The organism is Kroppenstedtia guangzhouensis (assembly GCF_014637345.1).
Classification (GTDB): Bacteria; Bacillota; Bacilli; order Thermoactinomycetales; family DSM-45169; genus Kroppenstedtia; species Kroppenstedtia guangzhouensis.
This window is the reverse complement of record NZ_BMEX01000006.1, coordinates 38,529-59,363: the sequence shown is the minus strand read 5'-3', so window position 1 is coordinate 59,363 and position 20,835 is coordinate 38,529. Positions and strand designations below refer to the sequence as shown.

20 protein-coding genes and 3 pseudogenes are annotated in these 20,835 nt (G+C 51.1%); 12 read left to right on the top strand and 11 right to left on the bottom strand.

Features of this window, described 5'->3' with window-relative positions; translation table 11 throughout:
• Positions 1–314: 314 nt before the first annotated feature.
• A complete protein-coding gene (locus IEV46_RS10380) occupies positions 315–1,277 on the top strand; it encodes a 4-hydroxy-3-methylbut-2-enyl diphosphate reductase (RefSeq protein WP_188432507.1) in 963 nt (320 codons plus the stop codon).
• 62 nt (positions 1,278–1,339) lie between these two features.
• On the opposite strand, the gene IEV46_RS10375 is transcribed toward IEV46_RS10380, so the two are convergent.
• The 3 genes from IEV46_RS10375 to IEV46_RS10365 all read right to left on the bottom strand — a co-directional run bounded on the left by IEV46_RS10375 (position 1,340) and on the right by IEV46_RS10365 (position 2,818).
• Complete coding sequence (locus IEV46_RS10375) at positions 1,340–1,516, bottom strand: hypothetical protein (protein WP_188432506.1); 177 nt, start codon at positions 1,514–1,516, stop codon at positions 1,340–1,342.
• Between the two features lie 223 nt (positions 1,517–1,739).
• Positions 1,740–2,411 carry a tetratricopeptide repeat protein gene (locus IEV46_RS10370; protein ID WP_188432505.1) on the bottom strand — a complete coding sequence of 224 codons (672 nt, stop codon included), beginning with the start codon at positions 2,409–2,411 and terminating at the stop codon, positions 1,740–1,742.
• Positions 2,412–2,464: 53 nt separating this feature from the next.
• Entirely contained in the window at positions 2,465–2,818 is a 354-nt protein-coding gene (locus tag IEV46_RS10365) for a winged helix-turn-helix transcriptional regulator (RefSeq protein ID WP_188432504.1), read from the bottom strand.
• A gap of 134 nt (positions 2,819–2,952) precedes the next feature.
• Here IEV46_RS10365 and IEV46_RS10360 point away from each other — a divergent pair, with 134 nt between their 5' ends.
• Entirely contained in the window at positions 2,953–3,336 is a 384-nt protein-coding gene (locus IEV46_RS10360) for a DoxX family protein (protein WP_188432503.1), read from the top strand.
• A 127-nt stretch (positions 3,337–3,463) separates the two neighbouring features.
• Here the strand turns inward: IEV46_RS10360 and IEV46_RS10355 are convergent, their stop codons facing one another.
• The gene (locus IEV46_RS10355; RefSeq protein WP_188432502.1) at positions 3,464–4,219 is read right to left on the bottom strand and encodes an FHIPEP family type III secretion protein; all 756 of its coding nucleotides are present in this window, start codon (positions 4,217–4,219) and stop codon (positions 3,464–3,466) included.
• A 25-nt stretch (positions 4,220–4,244) separates the two neighbouring features.
• Positions 4,245–4,559 carry a DUF1811 family protein gene (locus tag IEV46_RS10350; protein WP_188432501.1) on the bottom strand — a complete coding sequence of 105 codons (315 nt, stop codon included), beginning with the start codon at positions 4,557–4,559 and terminating at the stop codon, positions 4,245–4,247.
• 115 nt (positions 4,560–4,674) lie between these two features.
• Here IEV46_RS10350 and IEV46_RS10345 point away from each other — a divergent pair, with 115 nt between their 5' ends.
• From IEV46_RS10345 to IEV46_RS10335, 3 genes are all read left to right on the top strand, one after another.
• Positions 4,675–5,628, top strand: a complete 954-nt coding sequence (locus IEV46_RS10345) for an alkaline phosphatase family protein (protein WP_188432500.1) — start codon at positions 4,675–4,677, stop codon at positions 5,626–5,628.
• Positions 5,621–6,007, top strand: a complete 387-nt coding sequence (locus tag IEV46_RS10340) for a hypothetical protein (protein ID WP_188432499.1) — start codon at positions 5,621–5,623, stop codon at positions 6,005–6,007. Before IEV46_RS10345 ends, IEV46_RS10340 begins: the two co-directional genes overlap by 8 nt.
• A gap of 144 nt (positions 6,008–6,151) precedes the next feature.
• Positions 6,152–6,493 carry a hypothetical protein gene (locus IEV46_RS10335; protein ID WP_188432498.1) on the top strand — a complete coding sequence of 114 codons (342 nt, stop codon included), beginning with the start codon at positions 6,152–6,154 and terminating at the stop codon, positions 6,491–6,493.
• Between the two features lie 261 nt (positions 6,494–6,754).
• Here the strand turns inward: IEV46_RS10335 and IEV46_RS10330 are convergent, their stop codons facing one another.
• From IEV46_RS10330 to IEV46_RS18100, 3 genes and pseudogenes are all read right to left on the bottom strand, one after another.
• Positions 6,755–7,237, bottom strand: a complete 483-nt coding sequence (locus IEV46_RS10330) for a DinB family protein (protein WP_188432497.1) — start codon at positions 7,235–7,237, stop codon at positions 6,755–6,757.
• 152 nt (positions 7,238–7,389) lie between these two features.
• Positions 7,390–7,497, bottom strand: a pseudogene (locus IEV46_RS18105) (excalibur calcium-binding domain-containing protein); the annotation flags it as partial.
• A 93-nt stretch (positions 7,498–7,590) separates the two neighbouring features.
• Positions 7,591–8,034, bottom strand: a pseudogene (locus IEV46_RS18100) (NucA/NucB deoxyribonuclease domain-containing protein); the annotation flags it as partial.
• A gap of 548 nt (positions 8,035–8,582) precedes the next feature.
• Here IEV46_RS18100 and IEV46_RS10320 point away from each other — a divergent pair.
• Both IEV46_RS10320 and nagB read left to right on the top strand, forming a co-directional pair.
• Positions 8,583–9,998, top strand: coding sequence for a YvbJ-related protein (locus IEV46_RS10320; RefSeq protein ID WP_188432495.1), 1,416 nt, complete (start codon positions 8,583–8,585; stop codon positions 9,996–9,998).
• Between the two features lie 250 nt (positions 9,999–10,248).
• Positions 10,249–11,010, top strand: coding sequence for a glucosamine-6-phosphate deaminase (nagB, locus tag IEV46_RS10315; protein WP_188432494.1), 762 nt, complete (start codon positions 10,249–10,251; stop codon positions 11,008–11,010).
• A 66-nt stretch (positions 11,011–11,076) separates the two neighbouring features.
• Here nagB and murQ read toward each other — a convergent pair.
• Both murQ and IEV46_RS10305 read right to left on the bottom strand, forming a co-directional pair.
• A pseudogene (gene murQ / locus IEV46_RS10310) lies at positions 11,077–11,976 on the bottom strand (N-acetylmuramic acid 6-phosphate etherase).
• A 45-nt stretch (positions 11,977–12,021) separates the two neighbouring features.
• A complete protein-coding gene (locus IEV46_RS10305) occupies positions 12,022–12,870 on the bottom strand; it encodes a MurR/RpiR family transcriptional regulator (RefSeq protein WP_188432493.1) in 849 nt (282 codons plus the stop codon).
• An 865-nt stretch (positions 12,871–13,735) separates the two neighbouring features.
• On the opposite strand from IEV46_RS10305, the gene fabI reads away from it, so the two are divergent.
• Together fabI and speD are read left to right on the top strand one after the other, a co-directional pair.
• Positions 13,736–14,506, top strand: a complete 771-nt coding sequence (gene fabI, locus IEV46_RS10300; protein WP_188432492.1) for an enoyl-ACP reductase FabI — start codon at positions 13,736–13,738, stop codon at positions 14,504–14,506.
• A gap of 236 nt (positions 14,507–14,742) precedes the next feature.
• Entirely contained in the window at positions 14,743–15,150 is a 408-nt protein-coding gene (gene speD / locus IEV46_RS10295) for an adenosylmethionine decarboxylase (RefSeq protein ID WP_188432491.1), read from the top strand.
• A gap of 167 nt (positions 15,151–15,317) precedes the next feature.
• Here the strand turns inward: speD and ptsP are convergent, their stop codons facing one another.
• A complete protein-coding gene (gene ptsP, locus IEV46_RS10290; protein ID WP_188432490.1) occupies positions 15,318–17,027 on the bottom strand; it encodes a phosphoenolpyruvate--protein phosphotransferase in 1,710 nt (569 codons plus the stop codon).
• Between the two features lie 499 nt (positions 17,028–17,526).
• Here ptsP and IEV46_RS10285 point away from each other — a divergent pair, with 499 nt between their 5' ends.
• The 3 genes from IEV46_RS10285 (at position 17,527) to IEV46_RS10275 (ending at position 20,817) form a co-directional block, all read left to right on the top strand.
• On the top strand, positions 17,527–18,192 hold the full coding sequence (locus IEV46_RS10285) for a C40 family peptidase (RefSeq protein WP_229736031.1): 666 nt from the start codon (positions 17,527–17,529) through the stop codon (positions 18,190–18,192).
• A 120-nt stretch (positions 18,193–18,312) separates the two neighbouring features.
• Positions 18,313–18,705 carry an aspartate 1-decarboxylase gene (panD, locus tag IEV46_RS10280; protein ID WP_188432489.1) on the top strand — a complete coding sequence of 131 codons (393 nt, stop codon included), beginning with the start codon at positions 18,313–18,315 and terminating at the stop codon, positions 18,703–18,705.
• A 573-nt stretch (positions 18,706–19,278) separates the two neighbouring features.
• The gene (locus IEV46_RS10275; protein WP_188432488.1) at positions 19,279–20,817 is read left to right on the top strand and encodes a helix-turn-helix domain-containing protein; all 1,539 of its coding nucleotides are present in this window, start codon (positions 19,279–19,281) and stop codon (positions 20,815–20,817) included.
• Positions 20,818–20,835 lie beyond the last annotated feature (18 nt).

Here is a 20,835-nt window from a genome sequence, read left to right as displayed (position 1 = left end):
ATTCCGGCATTTTTGGAATATATTCTGGTATCTTGGGCAATTTCGGCGGTTTTGGAATATATTTCGGTATTTTGGGTAGAGGTGCCACCGGTTTCTTGGGGAGTTCGTGTTTCTTTTCACCCATCGGTTGATCTCACTCCTTCACTTTGATGGCGGATACACTGTATCCTATGTGGGATGTCGGGCACCTGTACCGAGGAAAAGTGCCTATATTTCCTCTCTGTTCCCGGTCATCTTGGTCAGATCCAGGGAAGTGCGATATAATAGCAGGGAATGTTTTGTCCGGCCCGACCGGGCTTGGGAGGGATGTTGGAGTGGACGTGTTGCGAATTACCCCCCGTGGTTATTGTTATGGGGTGGTGGATGCCATGGTTCTGGCCCGCGAAGCAGCCAAAAACCTGGACCTTCCCCGTCCCATATACATTTTGGGTATGATTGTCCATAACCGTCATGTGGTGGAAGCGTTTGAGGAGGATGGGGTTATCACTTTGGACGGGGAAAACCGGCTGGAGTTGTTGGAAAAAGTGGATCGGGGGACGGTGATCTTCACTGCCCACGGTGTATCTCCCGAAGTCCGTCAACGGGCCCGGGAAAAAGGGCTCACTGTGGTGGATGCCACCTGTCCGGATGTCACCCGTACCCATGATCTGATCCGGGAAAAGGTGGCGGAAGGCTACGAAATCGCCTATATCGGAAAAAAAGGGCACCCCGAACCAGAAGGGGCGATGGGAGTGGCCCCGGATCATGTCCACTTGGTGGAATCGGAGGAAGATGTGGAACATCTTCAGCTTTCTTCCGAAAAAGTGCTGGTCACCAATCAGACGACCATGAGTCAGTGGGATACCCGTCATTTGATGAAAAAAATCAAGGAAAAGTATCCTCGAGCCGAGATTGTCAATGAAATCTGTCTGGCCACTCAAGAGCGGCAGGAAGCGGTGGCTGAACAGGCCAAAAAGACAGATATGGTGATCGTGGTCGGCGATCCTAGGAGCAACAACTCCCGCCGTCTGGCTCAGGTGGCGAGGGAAGTGGCCGGTGTGGAGGCTCATCGGGTGAACGAAGTGACAGAGATCGACATCGAATGGTTGAAAGGAAAAAGCTATGTCGGAGTGACTGCCGGGGCTTCCACCCCGACACCGATCACCCGGGAAGTGATCAAGTTTCTGGAACAATTTGACGAAAATGATCCCTCCACCTGGAAACCGGAACGGACCGTCCGTAAAGATAAATTGCTCCCCCCGATTCGCAAAAAGCGGAGGGCAAGGGAAGCCAAGTGAAAAAAGGCCACGGCTCAATGACCGTGGCCTTTTTTATTCCAATGGGCCGAGAAAATATTCTGTCAAATGAGGGGCGATTTTTCCATCTGTTTTCTTTGGATATAGGAATAGCATTGGTTCATCGATCCCCGAAACTCCACCCGATGATCTTTTTTCATCGGATTGTACCACTCAAAGTATTGGTCTTCATGCAGGATGGACAGGGGATATTTCTCCGAATCCATGACGACGTAATACATCCGACATCACACCTCCTGTCCTCCAGTATGGTCGAAATCTTCACTGGATAAGCATGATTCCACTGTTTTTTCAAAAAAACCCCTCCTTTGAAGGGAGGGAGACTGAAAATGTTGTGAAAAAGTCGGGAGGGGAGTCATAGGAGGTCATGGAGCGTCTTTGATTCGTCAGAACTTTTGCGCGGAAGTAAAAACCAAACCCCGAAAGAAGTAAGTCACAACGCTTCTACATCATCAGGCGGAAGCGGGAGCGAAGAGCCCAGGGTCGCTCCGTCCGTTTTTTGTATTTAGGGAGCGAGTGATAGATTGCGATCGCCTCGCGAAAAGCCTCTTTGCTTTCTTGTCGACGGTCCATCTGTGCATACAAGCGGCCGAGTCGGTAGTGTGCTTCACTGGAAGAGGATTGGATCTCTTGAAACTTTTCCAGATGATGAAGGGATTTTTTTTGATCTGAAGATCTGAAGGCTTCTCCCAAGCGAAGATGGGGCTCTCCGTAATGAACCCGGGGATCCAGTTCCAGAGCGTCGAGCATCATCCGCTCTCCCTGCTCCAAATCCCCCAGCTTCAGGTGGCACAGCCCGATCTCTGCACGGATCTCCGCCGATTCCGGGATCACCTTCAACACCTCCTCCAGATAAGGAAGTGCCTGCCGGAATCGCTTTTTTTCCATAAGCAGGCGGGCCAGCTCCCGTTTGTCCGATGTGTTATGAGGATTGAGTTGCAGAGAATGCCTCAATTTCCGAAGTTGGTTGTTTCGTCGGAAAGGACGGGTGACACTGGGAAACAACCCAACAAAGCGCCTGTCCAGAAAATAGACGATGACGAGCAGGATCAACAAGGCCATGAAGGGATTTCCGGTCAGAATCCACAGAATCCAGAACGAAAAGAATTTACCCACGGCAACATCCCCCATCAAAGGAAAGAGCCCGCTTCTTTGAGCTAAGCGGGCTTCTATTTATTTGTGGCAAGGTCCTCCTGGTCAAACCATTCCTCCGCCCAGGTTTGAACCTCGTCCATCACGGGTTTTAATGCTTTTCCTTTTTCGGTCAGAGCATATTCGATGCGGACTGGGGTCTCCGGAAAGATGTTTCGCGTCAGCACCCCGGCGGCTTCCAATTCTTTGAACCGCTCTGTCAGCATCTTGTCGCTCATACCGGGGATCATCGCGGAGATCTCTTTGAAACGTTTGGGGCCGTCCAGCAAAACCCGGATAATGAGTCCGGTCCAACGTTTGCCCAGGAGTGCAAAAGCAAACTCAAACTTGGGACACAGTTTCGGTGTGCAGGGATGTTCTTGACTTGACATTTGGACCACTCCCAACCCTATTTTACCATACTCACTTGACATGGGTAAGTGATTGTTTTATATTACATACAAAAGGTAAGTGATTTACATTTATATAGTAACTAACTATTTATAATTGAGAGGAGCATGGCTTCATGGATGAAGGACTTCTTGTTATTCGTCTGGTATTTGGCTTGTCGATGGCCGCCCATGGTGCGCAAAAACTGTTCGGGTGGTTCGGAGGACACGGGTTGAAAGGAACCGGTCAATTTTTTGAATCCATTGGAATCCGTCCCGGCGTGGTGATGGCTCTGCTGGCCGGACTGGGGGAGTTTGTCGGCGGTCTTCTGTGGGTCGCAGGGATTTGGATGCCGGTCGCTTGTGCTTTGATTGCGGTGACTATGTTGGTGGCCATGATTAAGGTTCATGTTAAAAACGGATACTGGGCCTCCTCAGGTGGAATCGAGTATAACCTAGCCATCATCGCCGTCGCTGTCGGGCTCGCCCTGACCGGCCCCGGTGTCTATACCCTGTTCTGATCCAAAAGCGAAGATTTTAACCGCACAAAAACCGCAACCCTTTGGCTGGATGCGTTTTTTTTCATGATGGGACGCAGATGTTTCATTACACGATAAAACAAAAGCTTCCCTCTGGGATGGGAAGCTGTTATTTTGAAAAGCCGATGACTTTGCCTTCCTGTTTGGCGGTGCGACGGCGGCGGTCCTTGTTTTTGGAAGCCACATATTTGGCGATCTCTGCTGGATGGGGTTGGTGCCACTCCGGGGGAGTGTATCCTTCGTGGGGATGGGTGAGGTAATATTCCAAGATAATTTCCAACAGCTCTTCAAAGGGGGAGAAAGGAATCCGCTCTTTTGCCAACAGTTTCATCACCGACCATAGCAGGCCGGGGGTCAGACGGCGGGACTCCAATTCCTTCACGAGGTCCGGGTTGTGGGATTGGGCTTGCTTCAGCCAGCGTGTCACCCAATCGAAGGTGACCAGATCTTCCGGACGCCGGTTCAGAGCGGATCGGACATGGTGGATGATGATTTCGGCACAAGTCTCTCCATCCTCCTCCGTCCACCAGCCTTCGGTCCGCTGCAGAGGATGGAGTGCCGGAGTGTCCCCTTCCCCCCGGCGTTGATCGGAAAACCGGAGGGGAGGTTTCAGAACCCCTTCGGCGATGCGCCTGCCGCGGACTCGGATCATATAAGAGCCGGGATCCATGGAGGAAAGGTTCCGGATCCGGATCGAAGGGAGATAGACTCCCAATCGGTGAAAAGTTTCCTTGCGAAGTCCCTGAATCTGTGAGGTGAACTCCGAATCTTGCAACAGGTGTTCGTACAACCGGGATTCCAGTTCCAGCGAAATGATCTCGCTTTTCTGCTCACCGTAAGCGTCGGTCAAGCTCCAGTCTGACATCGTTCTACCTCCTGCACAATATCAATCATGATGGGGGAGCTGGTATTAAAATGCCGATGGGAAGGGCGGAGAGGACTTGTTCATCTTGCCATCGACCCCATGCCATCACACCTCTCAGATACTCCACCTCAAACAGGCGGGATTCCCCTTCGACTGCAAATCGTTTTCCGGGCTGGATGGTATTCGGATTGGTAAGGTAGGACTTGGCAAAGTTGATCTTTTGCCGGATCACAGCCTCCTCACCTGGCATTGCGGAACGACGGGCCCGGCTTTCCTCCTCTACCAGTTGCCGGATCTCTTCCTCTAATTCCTCCCGGCTCATTTTACTGTATGGAATCATAGACTGTCCCTCCTCGGCGTGATCCTGAGGATACACAGGTATTATATCAAAGGCCGGGGTCTGTTTCCTGTGTTACAATGGAAGGGATGTGACCTGTTCGGGGAGGAGGGGCGGGATGTCAGTCTTTTTGTTGTTTATCGACGGGGTGGGACTCGGGGAATGTGAGGACTGGAATCCTTGGTACAGGGAGCCCACTCCCCATCTGGAGAAAAGGTTGGGTGGGACTTCCCTGACCCGGGAAGCTGTGGGGCGCCACTCGAAGAACTGTCTCCTCCTGTCAACGGATGCCAAACTTGGAGTGGAAGGTTTGCCTCAAAGCGCGACAGGACAGGCGACGATTTTTACCGGCCGCAATGCACCGAAAGCGATGGGGGAGCATCAGCGCGGATTACCTTTTCGAAGATTGCGGGAATGGGTGGAACAGGATAACCTGTACCATCAGGTGGAGGCCGGCGGATGGAAGGCCACATTTGCCAACAGCTATACCCGGGAGTACTTTGAACTTCCCACCACCCGCAGGGGATGGGTCTCCGTTTCCACCGCCACGATCCTGAGTTCGGGTCAGCCTTTGCGGATGTTGGATCAGTTGTTGAAGGGCCGTGCAGTTCACCATGACCTGACCCGACGCTCCCTGGTTGACAGAAATCCGGAGGTGCCCGTGATCGAGCCCAAATTGGCCGCCTGCCACTTGCTGGGGCTTGGCACGGACTATGACGTGGTGGTTCATGAGTTCTTCCTGACCGACCTGGCGGGGCACCGTCAGGATCCCGGATGGGCCGGTCGCTTGATCCGGGAGTACGACCGGTTTCTCGGTGAAGTACTGCTCGGCTTACGGGAAGAGGATACAGTGGTGTTAGTCAGTGACCATGGAAACAGCGAGGATTTGCGCATCAAGTCACACACCTCTCATCCAGTTCCCACACTGGTGGTGGGTGCAGGGGTGGATGCAGCATCCCGGTTTGCCGCCAAGCGCCCGGTATGGGACTTGACCGGGATTACACCATTGCTGCTTCATCTGTTGAAGCAAACAGACAGAAAGCAGGAGGAAAGAGGGGAAAGACATGGCTGAACGGTATGTGCCCCGGGTTACGGAAGCGGCGATTCCCGAAGATGGCAGCTGGGCTGAGTTGACCGGGAAGGAGGTGCTGATGCTCCATGTGCCGGAGTGGGAGGAAGAGGTCCGTCTTCCTTTTCGCGGGGCGCAGTGGGTCTGGTTGTACGATCGGCGGGAAGACGCCTATATCTTCTGTTTCCGATTGAAGGATGGAACGGAACGGGCCCTCGCCTTCGCCAAGGATCACGGGGGACGATTGCTCATGGATGAACGGGCTTATGGCTTCTTTTCCATTCTGATTGTCACGGAAGAATTGAATTCATTGCAAAAGGAGACCCCTATGTTGCTGTTTCCGGAAGTCTTTCTGAAGAGGCATCCAAAGGCAGGCTGGTGATGGCCTCGTTGTTTGGGGGCATCATCATGTATATAGGAAAACGAAACCCTCCCTCCCCGTTTCCGAGCGGGGAAGGGAGGGTTTTCGATTCTCTCCGGTTTTCCGTGGGAGCGAAAGGCATATTAAAAGGAGGAGGGATGGAGCATGAACTTTCTTCTCAAAATGGTGATCTATATGACCGTCCTCCACGGCTTCCACCTGTTGCTGGATGGGATGGACTACTCCACCGCCCTGGCCCCGGTGGGGGTTGCCTTCTTTTTGGCCGCAGTGGGCCACTTTGCTGACCGATGGGTGTTACCCCTGCTGGGAAACTTGCTGTCCACCCTCGCCGGCGGTTCATTTATGGTCGCTGTCATCTGGAGCAGTCAGTTCCTGTTTCCCGGATCCCATGTCCGTTTCCCGGTAGCCCTTTTGGCCAGTGCTGTGTTGGGCGGGGTGGAATACCGGATGCATCTGGACATTTTGGGGAGAAAAGAGACGCCATGAGTTGGCAGGGGGGATTTTTCTGTTCAACAGCACTGCATGATGTACCAGGCTTGATCAAACTTCTGTTTCATGATTGGGATTTCCATTCTAGATCAGGGTGTGTCTGTTAAATCCGTTGCCAGGGGAGGCGGGCCTGTGTGACCGTCTCCGATCTCTTGCAAAAAGCGCACAGCAAGACCGGGGAGCAGAAGCGGTACAAAGGATCTCCGCCGGTCACACAGGCTCTCCCACTCCTTTACATCGTCTCTGAATTACCGAGCCCTAATACAAATCAAACATATTGACCGGATGTCCTAACTGCTTCAGATAGTTGAACAGCTGGGCTCGGTGGTGGAATACGTGAGTGACAATTTCCGTCAGCCACTTGGCCTGGGTCAAAGCACGGTCAGCATAAAAGGGGCGGGTCTCTTTATGGAGAAAATCTTCATCCGACAGTGCTTCCATATACCCCTTGAGTTCCATAAACCCCCGTTCCATCAAGGCAGTCAGTTCCTTTGCCGTTTCATAAGCGGTTTCCTCCTCCAGATTTTTCACTTCCGCTTCTTCTTTTTCCTGCAGGATAGCCAAATCGATCAGCGGAATCTGGGCCAAATGACGGGCCAGTTCCAACAAGGACATCATGTTCTCCTGGGGTTGGTGGGACCACTGATCCGGTTCCACCTTGTCCAGCAGATTCCCGGTGGTTCGAAGTCCGGTCTTAAGCTCTTCCAACAACAAATCACGCATGACGGACACACTCGACATCAAGGTCACCCTTTCACCTAAAGAGATGGAACATACGTTCTTTGATAGATTCTTCATCCCCCGACCGGATTCCTGCAAAGCAATATTGAGATCGAAATGATTTTTGATCAGATAAAGGAGAGGTCCCTGAAAGTTTCCAATAAGCGGCATTCCTAACGGGCCGGTAGATGTTCACATGGGATCCCATCCTGGTCCGGGTCGAGACGGTGAGGATCTCCGGGTAATAGATATTCCTTCGCTTCTTTCTGTGTCTTGAAGTCGGAGCAGTTCTTATCTTCAAAGGTTTCCTCATCCGCCTCCTCAGATTGTTCACCTTTTAACGGTACTGCTTCTTCCGGGACCTTCCCTTCGGCCTTGACTACGAACTTGACCCGGGTTCCGTCTTTGTACCCATTCACTTCGCGACTCACCCAAGCGCCGGCGCCCCGGTTGTCCGAAGGATCTATGTATGAGACGTGGGCTCCCTTTCCTCCCTCGCGACAGAAGGCCATCGGCCATTCATCCCGATCAAAGCCCTCTTTGGTCGGGATTCCTTTCAGCGATTTCTCCCGATTTTCTTCCGCCCGATCTCTGTCAATCGTGCAGATATCGGAATGTCCTTTCTTGATGGCATCCTGGATATGAGCAGCGGTTTCAGGGTATCGTTCGGCGGGAAACTCCAGCACGATATCGTAATCCTTTTGATTTAGTTCAACGGCTGGCTTTGATGGATCAATCGGTTTTTGATCTGCTGTCTCTGAACATCCGGTAAAGATAAGAAGAGCAGCGAAGAAGACAGTCAGGAAGCGTTGAAACATAATATTCTCTCCCATTTATTTGTGATTTTGATTTTATCTCTTCTTGATCAAGAGATTCCAGACGAAACTACGGTTTTTTAATTCCGGTTCCTTCATTACAAATCATAAATCTATTTTAGTCTGAAATTTCGGGGAGGAGAACTGCAAGTAAGGAGCGAGAAATATAATTCACTTATTACTTTGACGCAGTTGCATGACCAACATAAAGGTGAGATACTTCCTCTTTGGATTGGAATTGATATAACAATATTCCTATTTTCATATAGTAGAAAACATATTATAATCAGAAGGTGCAAAAACAGGGGAATCCGTATCAAAAGTCTGATTGAAGGTATAGCCATCATTGAACAGGAGGAGTTTAGATTCTCGTTTCTGTTGTCAATTGACTATAAATAAGACGATGGCAGATAGAACTTTTTTAACTCTTATAGCCACTCTGATTTAGGGAGCGAATGGGATTCTTGAATCCTTTAACTCTGTCCTCCATGTCGGTTGAGGGAAGGGGCAGAAGGTTTGGAATCGGGTATTGACAGCTCAGGAGGTTTGTAATGAGTAAAGTGAATGACAGCAAAAAAATGGCATACAAAAAGATACAAGCTTTCGTTGGACGCAATAAACCCATTGTTCTTTCGGGATTGGTCATTGTTCTGATTGTGATCATGGTCAGCATCAGTGCGATCTCCAAAGATGATCCTGATCAGGTCATTCAGGATTTTTCCAATGCTGTAAGACAAGACGATATTGACGAATTGGAAGATCTAATTTCTCTCGACGATGAAGAGATGGAGCTCGATGAACAAAAACTACAGCAGTTTATCGATTTATGCCAAAATAGTCCCGGTTATTTCAAACAGCAAATGTGGCAGTTGGATGCGCAAAAGAGCATTCATGATCCAAAATCAGAGATGTCAACCGAAAACCCTCTTTATGGAACTGATGGGATTTCCCTATCTGACATTAAAAATATGGGTTCTTTCTATTTGAAGAAGGAGGAGGGATTTTTCTCCGATTCGTACAAGATTGGAGTTCGCCCCTATTACATTACCATATCGAGCAATGAGCCTGATGCCATCATCATGATGGACGGAGAGGAAGTTTTCAAAAGCACTAAAAAGAGATTGAAAAAGAGAATCGGACCCTTGATGCCAGGAAAATATCACTTTACCGGATCGAAGAAATTTCCTTATGCAAAGGTGACGAACAAAAAAGTTGCAGATTTATTTATGGATGGAGGCGAACATAGAGAAACGGAAGTATCACTGAACTTGTCGGGGAAAAAAATCGAGATTGAATCCAGCTTTTCGGATACTCAGGTATTCGTAGGAAAGAAAAAGGTGGGGAAAGTTGAGGATCTGCAAAAGTTTGGACCGGTATCTGGGGATGGATCCATCAAAATTTACGGAGAAAAAGAGTTCCCTTGGGGTCGATCGAAAAGTCCGGTAAAAGAGGTAACTGAGAATACCGAATCCATAGATGTCACACCGATGCCCTTTGCTGATAAAAAAGGAAAACAAAATCTGATCGATACGATCAATGCCTTTGCCAAAGAACGCATCTTAGCCCAAGTCAAACTGAATCCTTCCGTCTTTACAGTGGCAGGTGACAATGTTGTTAAAGAGTACACGGAAGAGATTGAGGAGACGAAAGAGTGGAGTTTTAAGGATCCGCTGAAAGGAAAGGCTCTGGGAACCCGAATCGATTTCGGACATCTTGAATTCACAAAAGAAGAGGGACTGTACACGGTGAAAATACCGGTTGAGTTCCATGACAAAACCAACCAAAGCGATTTGGGTATCGATAAGGATAATCCATTGAGGGAACGTTTTGAAGAAATGGTACTAACATTAACGTATGATGAGAAAAAAAAGAAATGGTTGGTGTCGTCCACAAGAAAATTGTATCACCTTGGGAGTGATTTAGGTTATTTTAAGGGGAAAGATGTAGAAAAGAGCGAATTTAATTAATGAGTTTCAATTATAAGCCGGGATTTCCTGGCTTTTTTATGTTAAGGCGACAGAATATTTAAAGGTGGGGGGGAACCTCTCCGTCGTCACCATTTATATCCTCAGTATGCGTTTTTCGACCAGTCCGGCGATATGCGCACTTTATGGAGGTGGTGCATCCACGGGGGGATTTACGATCGTCGAAGGGTTGATTAAAATGGAATGAATGGATGGGCAAGATTCCAGACGGTTAGAGGAAGGGGAAATCGATATGATATCCAAATCCGGGATCCGGGTGGTGGCTGTTTCCGATTATGAGGAGTTGAGCCGGGAGGCGGCCCGGAGGATCATCGCGGCTGTCCGTCAACATCCTGCTTCAGTGCTGGGGTTGGCGACGGGGAGCACTCCTGAGGGGACTTATCGGGAATTAGTCCGTGACCATCAGGAAAAGGGAACCTCCTATCGCCGGGTGACCACGTTCAACCTGGATGAGTATGTGGGTCTGGCTGCGGATAATCCTCACAGCTATCACGCTTACATGGAACAGCACCTGTTTCGACATCTCGATATTTCCCGGGAACGGACTCATCTTCCCGATGGGATGGCAGGGGAACCGGAGGCGGAGTGCCGCGGTTACGAGGAGATGATCCGGAAGACCGGGGGAATTGACCTGCAAGTGTTGGGAATCGGGGTGAACGGTCATATCGGGTTCAATGAACCGGGAACGCCATTCTCCAGTGAGACCCAGGTGGTGCGACTCACCGAGTCCACCCGGCAAGCCAATCAAATCCATTTTGAAGATCCGAAACAAGTACCCACCCACGCGATCACGATGGGACTGGCGACAATCTTCAGGAGCCGGAGCATTTTGCTCCTCGCCTCCGGGGCGAAGAAAGCCCCGGTGATCCGGCGTCTGCTGACGGAAGCTGAGATTACCCCGGCTCTTCCTGCCTCCATCCTCCGCTCCCATAGGGATGTGACACTGATCGCAGATCAGGAGGCTCTTTCCCAGGTCGGGTCATCCTTGGATTGAAAGAGGAAAACCTCTCCTGTTTGTGCTGGAGAGGTTTTTTGCATGCATGACGGGGATTAACGGTCTTTAATCTCCTCGATCACATTGCGGATTTTCCCCCCCGGCCTGTTCCATCAAGCGATGGGCTTCTTCCGCACTGACACCGGTTATCTGCATCAGGATCGCGATGCGGGCATCACCGCCGGCCCGCTTGGTCAAAACCTCTGCCTCTTCATAGCTGATCCCGGTCACTTCCATCACAATCCGTTTCACCCGTTCCCGCAATTTATGGTTGGTTGCTTGCACGTTGACCATCAGATTTCCGTAAACCTTGCCCAGTTTGATCATAGTGACGGTGGTCAGCATGTTCAAAACCATTTTTTGTGCGGTGGCCGCTTTCAGGCGGGTGGATCCGCTGATTACCTCCGGGCCGGTGAGGATCCGTATGGACACATCTGCGTATTGGTCAATTTTTGGTTTTGGATTGCAGGAGAGGGAGACGGTGGCCGCACCGAGCTTTTTCGCCGCTTCCAATGCTCCCAGGACATAGGGAGTACGGCCTCGCCGCCAGCCCGACAACTGCGTCCGCCGCCGAAACACCGTATTTCTTGATGTCTTTCCACCCCAGTTCGGCGCTGTCTTCCGCTCCTTCCACCGCTTTCACCATTGCGGAGGGTCCTCCGGCAATCACGCCCTGAACCAAATGGGGATCGGTTCCAAAGGTGGGGGGCATTCCGCTGCATCCAAAATTCCCAGACGGCCGCTGGTGCCCGCACCGAAGTAAAAGAGCCTGCCGCCCTTTTCCATGGCGGAGTGGATGAGGTCAACGGCCTCTGCGATCGGACCCAGTGTTTTTTTGACGGCGGTGGCTACCTTTTGATCTTCTGCATTCATCAGCCGAAGGATTTCCACTGTGGGCAACTGATCCAGATTCTGTGTACCGCTCAGTTTCATCTCTGTCGTCAGTTCACTCAGAGGGTTGACCATGTAATCCATCCTTTCCTCATCAAAAGATTTTCCCGGTGATTCAAGTTATACCCTTTTCGTCCTGCTGACAGCCAGACGGGTTTTTTCCAGACGGGGAATGATCTCCTCGTGCAATTGGCTGACAATCGTGACGAACAGGACGTCGATCACATTCAGCTGAGCAATGCGGGAGGCCATCGCACCGCTGCGGATGTTTTGTTCCACGGAGCTGGTGAACAGACGGATATCGGCACAATCGGAAACGGGGGATTTTCCGAATTTGGTCAGGCTGATGAGGGTTGCACCCTGCCGTTTTGCCTCGGTCAGCGATTGAATAATATCTTCGGTTTCCCCCGAGTATGAAATTCCGAAAGCTACATCCCCTTCTGCCAGATTGACAGCTGAAGTGAGCTGTGCATGAAAGTCGCAATAAACTTCACACCACCAATTGATCCGTGAAAGCTTTTGCTTTAGATCATAGGCGCTTACCGCCGATGCTCCCACACCATAGATATCGATCTTCCTCGCTGTTGACATCACCTCGGCGGCCCGCTTTACTTCCTCGGCGGAAAGGAGAGAAATCGTATCGTGAATCGATTTCTGATTGTTATTGCTGACGGCGGTGATGATCGATTCCACCGTGTCGCCCATTCGGATCTCCTGATAACTGTCGGAAAGGCTTTTTTTCGTCAAATCCCCGGCGATGCGAAGCTTCAGCTCCTGGTACCCGCCCATGCTGAGGGAACGGGTCAAACGGATCACGGTAGCTTCCGAAACTCCGCTTAACTCCGCCAGTTTGTGCACGGACAGCTGTACCACCTGTTCCGGTTGGGCCAGGATATATTCGGCCACTTTTCGTTCTGATGGTTTTAACCCGGTGAGAACCTCTTTCAATCTGATCAGTCCGCCGTCCAACTCTTTCCACCTGCTTTCATATTTTTGCGATTTATCAGCCGAAAATGGAGCCTCACGGCTTCTCCCGCAGCATGGGCCCTCTCCGTTGGCTGAAAATTCCCTCTCATTTTCCCGTTGATACTTTGAAGATGGACCCTTGGGGAGACCATGATGAATAATTATCCAAATTTTTTATTAATTACAAATCCTAGGTCGGGGCCTAGATGTTGAAAGTATTATAATAAAATATTGTTACATGGTGCAATCTATTTTGGAAACTCACTATATAAAATTACTCCCGCTTGCAATGGACGGCATGATATCAAATGTCGGTTGTAAGAGGGAGGGAAAATCGGGGCGAAGCACGGCTCAAGCCGTTTGAGCTTCGATGATCAATGCATACGTTCAGATTTTAACCTTTAAGGAATGGAATGAAAGGAAACTAACTTCCGATGTGCAGCCTAGTACTACCTTGAGCCTTACGTAAAGAGTGTCAATCGATGTCGAACATAGTCTGTATTGTGGGTGTGGAGCGAGCTTCAAATGCAGAATCACCGTCTGTTTTCAATTGACTTGGGGCAATATTCGACATTTTCTTGAGTAAAATTCATCAACACTCAAAGCAGTACTAGAAGCGTTGTGAAAAAGTCAATCGGAGGGAGGTTGGGGTGTCCGCGGAGTACCTTTGGCTCGTCAGAGCAACGCACGTAGCGGAAAATCCGATCCCGACCGGCGGGGAGTAACAGCCTTGGGTGAAGTGTGTGAGGGGAGAGGGGGGGACATTGACATTCCTTATTTTTTCCGATACGCTGAAACTGAATTTAGTAGCTGGTACTAATCTCTGTTGGGCCAAGCCGAAAGCATACATATGAAAGGGGAACACCTGATGAAACTGATGGAAGGAAAACGGGCACTCATCATGGGGGTGGCCAACCAGCGGAGCATCGCCTGGGCGATTGCCAAGGCGCTCCATGAACAGGGAGCGGAGCTGGCATTCACCTATCAGGGTGAGCGGTTGGAGAAGAAGGTAAAGAGTCTGGTGGACAAGGAGATGCCGGGTGCTTTGTGTGTCCCTTGTGATGTCACCTCTGACGAAGATATCCGTCACGCTTTTGATACCATCGGTCAGAGCTGGGACCGGCTGGATGCCATGGTTCACGCCATTGCATTTGCCAAGAAAGAGGATCTGGAGGTATCCTATGTGGAGACCTCCCGGGACGGATATGCCCTGGCCCAAGATATCAGTGCTTATTCTCTGGTGACCACGGCCAATGCGGCACGACCGCTGATGAAAGAAGGCGGGAGCATCATCACTATGACCTACATGGGCGCCGAGCGTGTCATCCCCAACTACAATGTGATGGGTGTTGCCAAAGCGGCTCTGGAAACCAGCATGAAATACTTGGCTTACGATCTGGGACAGTACAACATCCGGGTCAATGCCATTTCAGCGGGCCCGCTTCGCACTTTGGCCGCCAAAGGGGTCAAGAACTTCAACTCGATGCTTCACGTAGTGGAAGAACGCTCTCCGTTGCGCCGGGGGATCGATGCCTCCGAAGTGGGAGATACCGCCTTGTTTTTGGCCAGCCATATGGCCCGGGGAATCACCGGGGAAGTGATCCATGTGGACTCCGGATACAATATTATGGGGATGTGAACCGCCCGCCACTGAGGTGGCGGTTTTTTTGTTTTCCTGTGAAACTTACCGGTAAAAAATGATTGCACCCCATCGGAAAGTGTGATAAGTTGAGTCTTGTGAAATTGCGCTAGAAGGATCCAAGATTCACTGAAAGGGTTGGGACCTCTATGGACTAACCTTCCCCCGTGGTGAATGAGCAGATCCTAGCGGAATATTGGCTGAACACCATATTTCCTAGGAAGGGGGCCGAAAAAATGGAATATTCCACTTTCGGACGTCATGTAGCGATGGATGCTTGGGGTGTCGATTTTGATCTGCTCAACGATGCCCGTCTGCTGGAGAAGTATATGAAAGTGGCTGCGGAGAAATGCGGCGCCACGGTGCTGTCATCACAGACTCAGGCCTTCGAGCCGCAGGGAGCCACAGTTCTCGTGCTTCTGTCAGAGAGTCATCTTTCCATTCACACATACCCGGAAAAAGGGTTTGCCGCACTGGATTGTTACACCTGTGGTCATGAAGTGGATCCGATGGTTGCGATTCGCTACATGATGGATGTGCTGAAACCGACGCATGCCTTCGAAAAGGTGATGCGACGCGGTGACGGGCCGATTGAGGTGACCCAACCCGATCTGCCGGTCCAGGCTGTTCAAAAGGTGATCTGATTTGAAACTCAAACGCCTCCGGAAGGAGGCGTTTCGTTTATCCTGAGGTGTCTGGGTAGCCGAAAGATATCTTTGGACCGAAGCGGTTTGTCGCAAATCCCCCCCGGTTTTCTCCCCTTTGTTGTTTTGCGCCATCGTGAAGAGAAAAACCTGCTGTGGACGGGGGATTATCGGGATTTTTCCGCCAGGTAGCGAACCTTCTCCGGCGTGGACTGAACCAGGACCTCGTCCGCCAGTTTGCGGGCTTCATCCGTTTGGACCCGACGGATTCTTTCCTTCACTTCAGGGATGGTGCCGGCACTCATGGAAAGTTCATCCAAACCGAGTCCGACCAAGACTTCTGTCATCCGAGGGTCGCCGGCCAACTCTCCGCACATGCCGACTAGGATTCCTTCCCGACGGGCTGCGTCGCAGGTTTGGCGAACAAGGCGGAGGACGGAGGGGTGGGCGGCGTCATACAGAGAGGCTACCCGTTCATTTCCGCGATCGGCGGCAAGGGTGTATTGAGTCAAGTCATTGGTGCCAATACTCATGAAATCGACCTCTTTGGCCAGAACATCGGCGATGACAGCGGCCCCAGGCACTTCGACCATGATTCCCGTCTTCGGGTTGCGGGCGATGTGTAAACCCTGATTTTCCAATTCTTTCCGTGCTTCCTCCAGCAGACTCTTTGCCTGTTGGATCTCGGAAAGATTCCCCACCATGGGGAACATAATCCAAAGGTTGCCGTGAACCCCTGCACGCAGGAGGGCGCGGAGCTGGGTCTTGAAAATCTCCGGGTGGGAGAGACAGTAGCGAATGGCCCGGTGCCCTAAAAAGGGATTCTCTTCCTTGGGCAGATCGGCATAGGGCAGATCTTTGTCCCCGCCGATATCCAGAGTGCGGATCACCACCGGACGATCCCCGAAGGATTCCAGCACCTGTCGATAGGCTTGGAATTGTTCCTCTTCTGTCGGCCAATGGTCATTTTCAAGATACAGAAATTCAGTCCGGAAAAGTCCGATGCCTTCGGCACCGTTTTTCAGAGCGGCATCCACATCTTGCGGGCTCCCGATATTGGCAAAGACCTGGATTCTCCTTCCATCGCTGGTGACGGCCTTTTGGTCCGCTTTTTTCAGGGCGGATTCCCAAAGTTCCCGCTTCCGGCGGATTCGCTCCCGGGATTGGTCCAAGGTGTCAGGGTCGGGGTGCAGGGTGATGCTTCCATTTTCGCCGTCGACGATTATTGTTTCCCCCTCCCGAATCCGTTTCAAATCTTCCCCCAGACCGAGAACAGCGGGAATCCCGAGAGTTCGGGCCATGATGGCCGCGTGGGCGGTTTTGCTTCCCCGGGCGGTCACCATGGCGGCAATCCCCGGTGGGAATTGAGCCGTATCCGATGGAGCCAGCTCATCGGCGATGACCACGCTCCCCGGTTGAATCAGAGAAGGGTCAAAGGGTTTCTGACCGGATAACAGAAGAAGGAGCCGGTGCCCCACATCCCGGATATCATCGGCTCGGGCCTGCATATATTCATCAGGTAGGGAAGCCAACATTTGCGACATCTCTTCCGTCACATCACGGCAGATGACTTCCGCATTTTGCCGACGGTCGAGGATTCGGCTCTTCATTTCGCCGACATAGGCCGGGTCATCGAGAAAGGCCAGATGGGCGTCGAAGATGGCTGCTTCCTCGTCCCCCATCCGCTCCCGGGCCGATTCCCGCAGGCGAGTGAGCTGTTCTTTGGCCCGAAGTACCTCCTCCTCCAAACGGGAGACTTCCCGGTTCGGATTTTCCACCTTTCGGGACTTCACTCGCGGTTGTTCCTTGCGCCACAGGACTGCTTGTCCAATAACGAGTCCCGGAGCGGCTCCCACTCCATCGATACGTTGTGTCACGGTATCCCCTCTTTCCTTTGCATCAATTTGTAAAAACAGTGTTTGTCCGGACCGGAAACAGAAGATTCATGAAAAGGGAATAGAGTCCATCTTTACATTTCCTCAGAACCGTCACCGAACAGAAACACCTTCTTTGAAGGTGCATATGTAAGCTCCTTTTCCCGAAACTATAATGCAAAAAACAGGCCATTTCAACTCAACCAAACGAAAAACTCTTTCACTAGTTCGTGTATGCTCCTCACATTGATAAGGGTTCGATTCTGTTTGAATATTTATAGTGCAAGAGGTATTCGGTGGTAATTCGTGGCCGGGATTCATAGCGGTAAGGGCCTCGAAAATCCCGACGGTTTCGAACTTTGGGGGTTTATACAGAGGAAGTTCGAGTGGATGGATGTCTTTTGATATGGTGAATTACAAAAATCTTACAACTGGGATTGTACCGATCCTGTGTTAGTATGTCCGTGAGCATGAAAAAAACCATCATAAAAGGGAGGATATGATGCGAACTCCTAAAATCTTTCAGAAAGTGTTGCTCACGTCGACAGCCTTGCTTCTGGTGGGGACAACAGCCCCTGCAGCCGGACAAGCCCACGCCGCGGCTGCAAATAACAGCATGATTCAAAGTATCTTCGAGCAAGTGGGCCTCCAATATAACTTCGGAAAAACAGTTAAAGAAGAGCCGAAACAGACAACTGAAGAACCGACGGAATCGAAGCCGCAACCTTCACAACCCAGCGAACCGTCAAACTCTTCCGATGAGCAGAAGCCTTCCCAATCGGAACAGAACAACAGTTTTGGAGACAAGATCATTGCCACCGGTGAAAAGTACATGGGAACCCCGTATAAATATGGGGCCAATTATGCAAGGGACGGCAAGTTTGACTGTTCCGCCTTCACCCAACATGTTTTTAAACAGAATGGTGTCAACCTCCCCCGTTCGTCCAGATCCCAATCCAAGGTCGGCGTGGAGGTTCCTCGTAACCAAATCCAAAAAGGGGATTTGCTCTTCTTCAAACTTAGAGGCCAGTCTCAAATCGGTCACGTGGCCATCTACGCCGGAAATGGAAAAGTGCTTCACACTTGGGGGCCGGGCGGTGTCCGCTACGACAAATTGAGCACTCCTTGGTTGGATCAAGGCTTCGTCAAAGCTACCCGCGTACGTTAATTCTTTTCTTTTCTCCCGGATTTCCGGGAGTTTTTTTGTGTGAGCCTGGGTTGGACCCATACCGATGGGGGGCGAAGCACATAGGATGGAAAGATCAAAATGGTTAAAGGAGGGTGCGGGTTGCTGCGTTGGATGTGCACGGGAAAGATACATCGTGCGACGGTGACGGAATCGGATCTTGATTACGAGGGAAGCATCACCATCGACGCCCGTTTGATGGAGAAGGCTGGAATTTACCCTTTTGAGGTGGTACAGGTGACCAGCCTTCAAAATGCCGCATCGTGGAGAACCTACGCCATTCCTTCCGAGAAGGAAGGAACTATTGGTCTGAACGGTCCCCCGGCCCGTCTGTTCAGACCCGGTGACAAGGTGATTATTCTGAATACTGTACTCATGGAGGAGACAGAAGCGGAGCGGTTGATACCCAAAGTCGTGTTGGTGGATGATTCCAACCGGATGGTACAGGTGATCAGAAAAAAGTTGGGTCCGGAGAAGTTGCCACGTGGCGAATAGGATATCCACGGGCATCGGGGGGTGAAAGGGTGAGGGGATCGATTTCCCCCATCTGTATTAAGGAACCTGGTTGATTGTCAACCGGGTTTTTGTCTATTCTTAATCGGCTGAAGGTTTTATGTGAAAGCTTTGTTTTACTCTCAATGAACAGTTCTTCTTTTGTGTTCGTGCCTTGTCCGATCCAAAGTGTTATAGTATAGAAGTCAACCTTTTCGGCTGGCGGGGAGTCATTGTCCGGTGACGTCCGTTTCCCCCAGGTCATTTCATGGTCCGAAACCGGATCCGCCCACTAACCAAACATTTTTACTCCCCCCAATATAAGCAACAACAGGGCGAGTCCAATCAGTACGATGAAATAGATGTTGGCACCGAGGCGTTTTAACCAGTTCAAGGCGGTTCCTCCTCATCAGGGATTGACTTGAATGTCCAAGTGATTTGCTTTATACTCTAGCAGACTTAAATGATAACACAAAAGTCCTACATGTAATAACCTCGCAATCTATACAGGATGTAAACAGTACGCCGTGGAAGTCTTAATCAAGCGGATTTAAAAAAATGCGGGAGGTGGTCTCTGTGTGGGAGGAGATCGGAAACCAGCTGAGACAAGCCCGGGAGCAGGCCGGTCTGTCTCTGGAGGAGATCAGGGACCAAACCAAGATAGACATCGTGAGTCTGAGGGCATTGGAACGCGGTGACTTTGACAAAATTTCGAGCCCTTTTTATGTCCGGTCTCATATCCGGGCTTACGCCAAAATCGTGGGCCTGGAACCGACTTATTTGTTGAAGAAGTATCGTCCCATTCAGGACAGTGACAACACTGAGCAGGGAAATGGATTGGATTCCACTGGTGTCATCAACCAGATGACAGGCTCTTGGACACCTGTGGGGGGAGATTCTCCGGACCTCCAACATACGGTGATCCATCGGCGGAAAACCGAACCGATGGATACTCCCGGCGCAGTCCTTCCGGCGCCTTCTCCAAGCAGTGACCCTCGGGAGAGAACAACATATGACCCTTACCGGACCCGACACTCAGAGCCGCTTTCCAAAGTTCCGGATTCAGGAATGACGGGGGGAGCCGTCGAACCACAGAGTGGTGGAACCTCACCTGGGTCCCATTCCGGCAGAAACCAGAATGGGCGAATAACGGAAACCACCCGCCTGCCAGCACTCCGTCATTCCGGACTGCACCGGGGGGGCTTAACTGGGACGTATACCGGACATCCTGCCGGTGCTACGGGGGGATCTCATGATAACAGAATCCCATCTCATCATGAGGATTCATCCCCTTATGGAGAGTGGCGGACCCGTTCGGAGCCGATGATCTCCTCTCCAACGGATCAGAGTCGCCAGTCGATGAGACGGAGTGGGCGTCACACTTCGGTGAATTCCATCGGGGAAGTGACCGAATCAGTCCACCCCGAGGAATCTGAATCCGTTCTGTATCCTGAACCTGCCGGCAGCTTGCCTTCACGATCCGCCGGTGCCCTCGTTCCTTATCAGCCTCCGGCGGAAGACGGGGAAGGTCGGTTATCTCGAACCGCCGCGCGGAAAGCGATCGATATTTCGCCACGGGGGAAAGGAGCGGGCAGATGGGCGGCCATGCTTCCGAAGACTTGGGGGGCCCGTATTGGGGTATTTGCAGCGATTATACTGATTCCACTGGCGGCGGTACTGGCTTATAACAGTATAAACAAGCCCAATGAGGAACAGGCGCAACAGAAACAGCGGCCATCCGGAGGGGGGAGAACCAACGTCGCCTCAACAGATAACAGTTCCTCATCTAACATTTCCTCATCGGCGCAGGTGGTTCCGGTTAATCAGGGAGCCGGTTTTACCGAGTACAAATTGAGTGAACCGGATGCGGTGGAACTACGGTTTAAAGCCCAGAATTCCAGCTGGATACAGATCCGGGATCAAAAAGAAGCGAACAGTTACCTGAAAGATTTTACCCTGAATTCCGGGGAAGAATACCCCTTCAAATTGGAACAGGGTGCCAAGACAGATCTCTGGATCACCGTCGGTGCACCGCAACATATTGAAATTACATTGAACGGACAACCAATCCAGGCGGCCAAGTCGGTTCATATCATCATCAGTGACTCTGATTGAGAGGGTGAAGTGCTCCTG

What these genes read in the sequence shown, in the direction of transcription:
- IEV46_RS10375 (WP_188432506.1), bottom strand. Translation starts at nt 1,516, where the DNA reads ATGTATTACGTCGTCATGGATTCGGAGAAATATCCCCTGTCCATCCTG.
- IEV46_RS10365 (WP_188432504.1), bottom strand. Translation starts at nt 2,818, where the DNA reads ATGTCAAGTCAAGAACATCCCTGCACACCGAAACTGTGTCCCAAGTTT.
- IEV46_RS10360 (WP_188432503.1), top strand. Translation starts at nt 2,953, where the DNA reads ATGGATGAAGGACTTCTTGTTATTCGTCTGGTATTTGGCTTGTCGATG.
- IEV46_RS10355 (WP_188432502.1), bottom strand. Translation starts at nt 4,219, where the DNA reads ATGTCAGACTGGAGCTTGACCGACGCTTACGGTGAGCAGAAAAGCGAG.
- IEV46_RS10350 (WP_188432501.1), bottom strand. Translation starts at nt 4,559, where the DNA reads ATGATTCCATACAGTAAAATGAGCCGGGAGGAATTAGAGGAAGAGATC.
- IEV46_RS10345 (WP_188432500.1), top strand. Translation starts at nt 4,675, where the DNA reads ATGTCAGTCTTTTTGTTGTTTATCGACGGGGTGGGACTCGGGGAATGT.
- IEV46_RS10340 (WP_188432499.1), top strand. Translation starts at nt 5,621, where the DNA reads ATGGCTGAACGGTATGTGCCCCGGGTTACGGAAGCGGCGATTCCCGAA.
- IEV46_RS10335 (WP_188432498.1), top strand. Translation starts at nt 6,152, where the DNA reads ATGAACTTTCTTCTCAAAATGGTGATCTATATGACCGTCCTCCACGGC.
- IEV46_RS10330 (WP_188432497.1), bottom strand. Translation starts at nt 7,237, where the DNA reads ATGTCGAGTGTGTCCGTCATGCGTGATTTGTTGTTGGAAGAGCTTAAG.
- IEV46_RS10320 (WP_188432495.1), top strand. Translation starts at nt 8,583, where the DNA reads ATGAGTAAAGTGAATGACAGCAAAAAAATGGCATACAAAAAGATACAA.
- nagB (WP_188432494.1), top strand. Translation starts at nt 10,249, where the DNA reads ATGATATCCAAATCCGGGATCCGGGTGGTGGCTGTTTCCGATTATGAG.
- fabI (WP_188432492.1), top strand. Translation starts at nt 13,736, where the DNA reads ATGAAACTGATGGAAGGAAAACGGGCACTCATCATGGGGGTGGCCAAC.
- speD (WP_188432491.1), top strand. Translation starts at nt 14,743, where the DNA reads ATGGAATATTCCACTTTCGGACGTCATGTAGCGATGGATGCTTGGGGT.
- IEV46_RS10285 (WP_229736031.1), top strand. Translation starts at nt 17,527, where the DNA reads ATGCGAACTCCTAAAATCTTTCAGAAAGTGTTGCTCACGTCGACAGCC.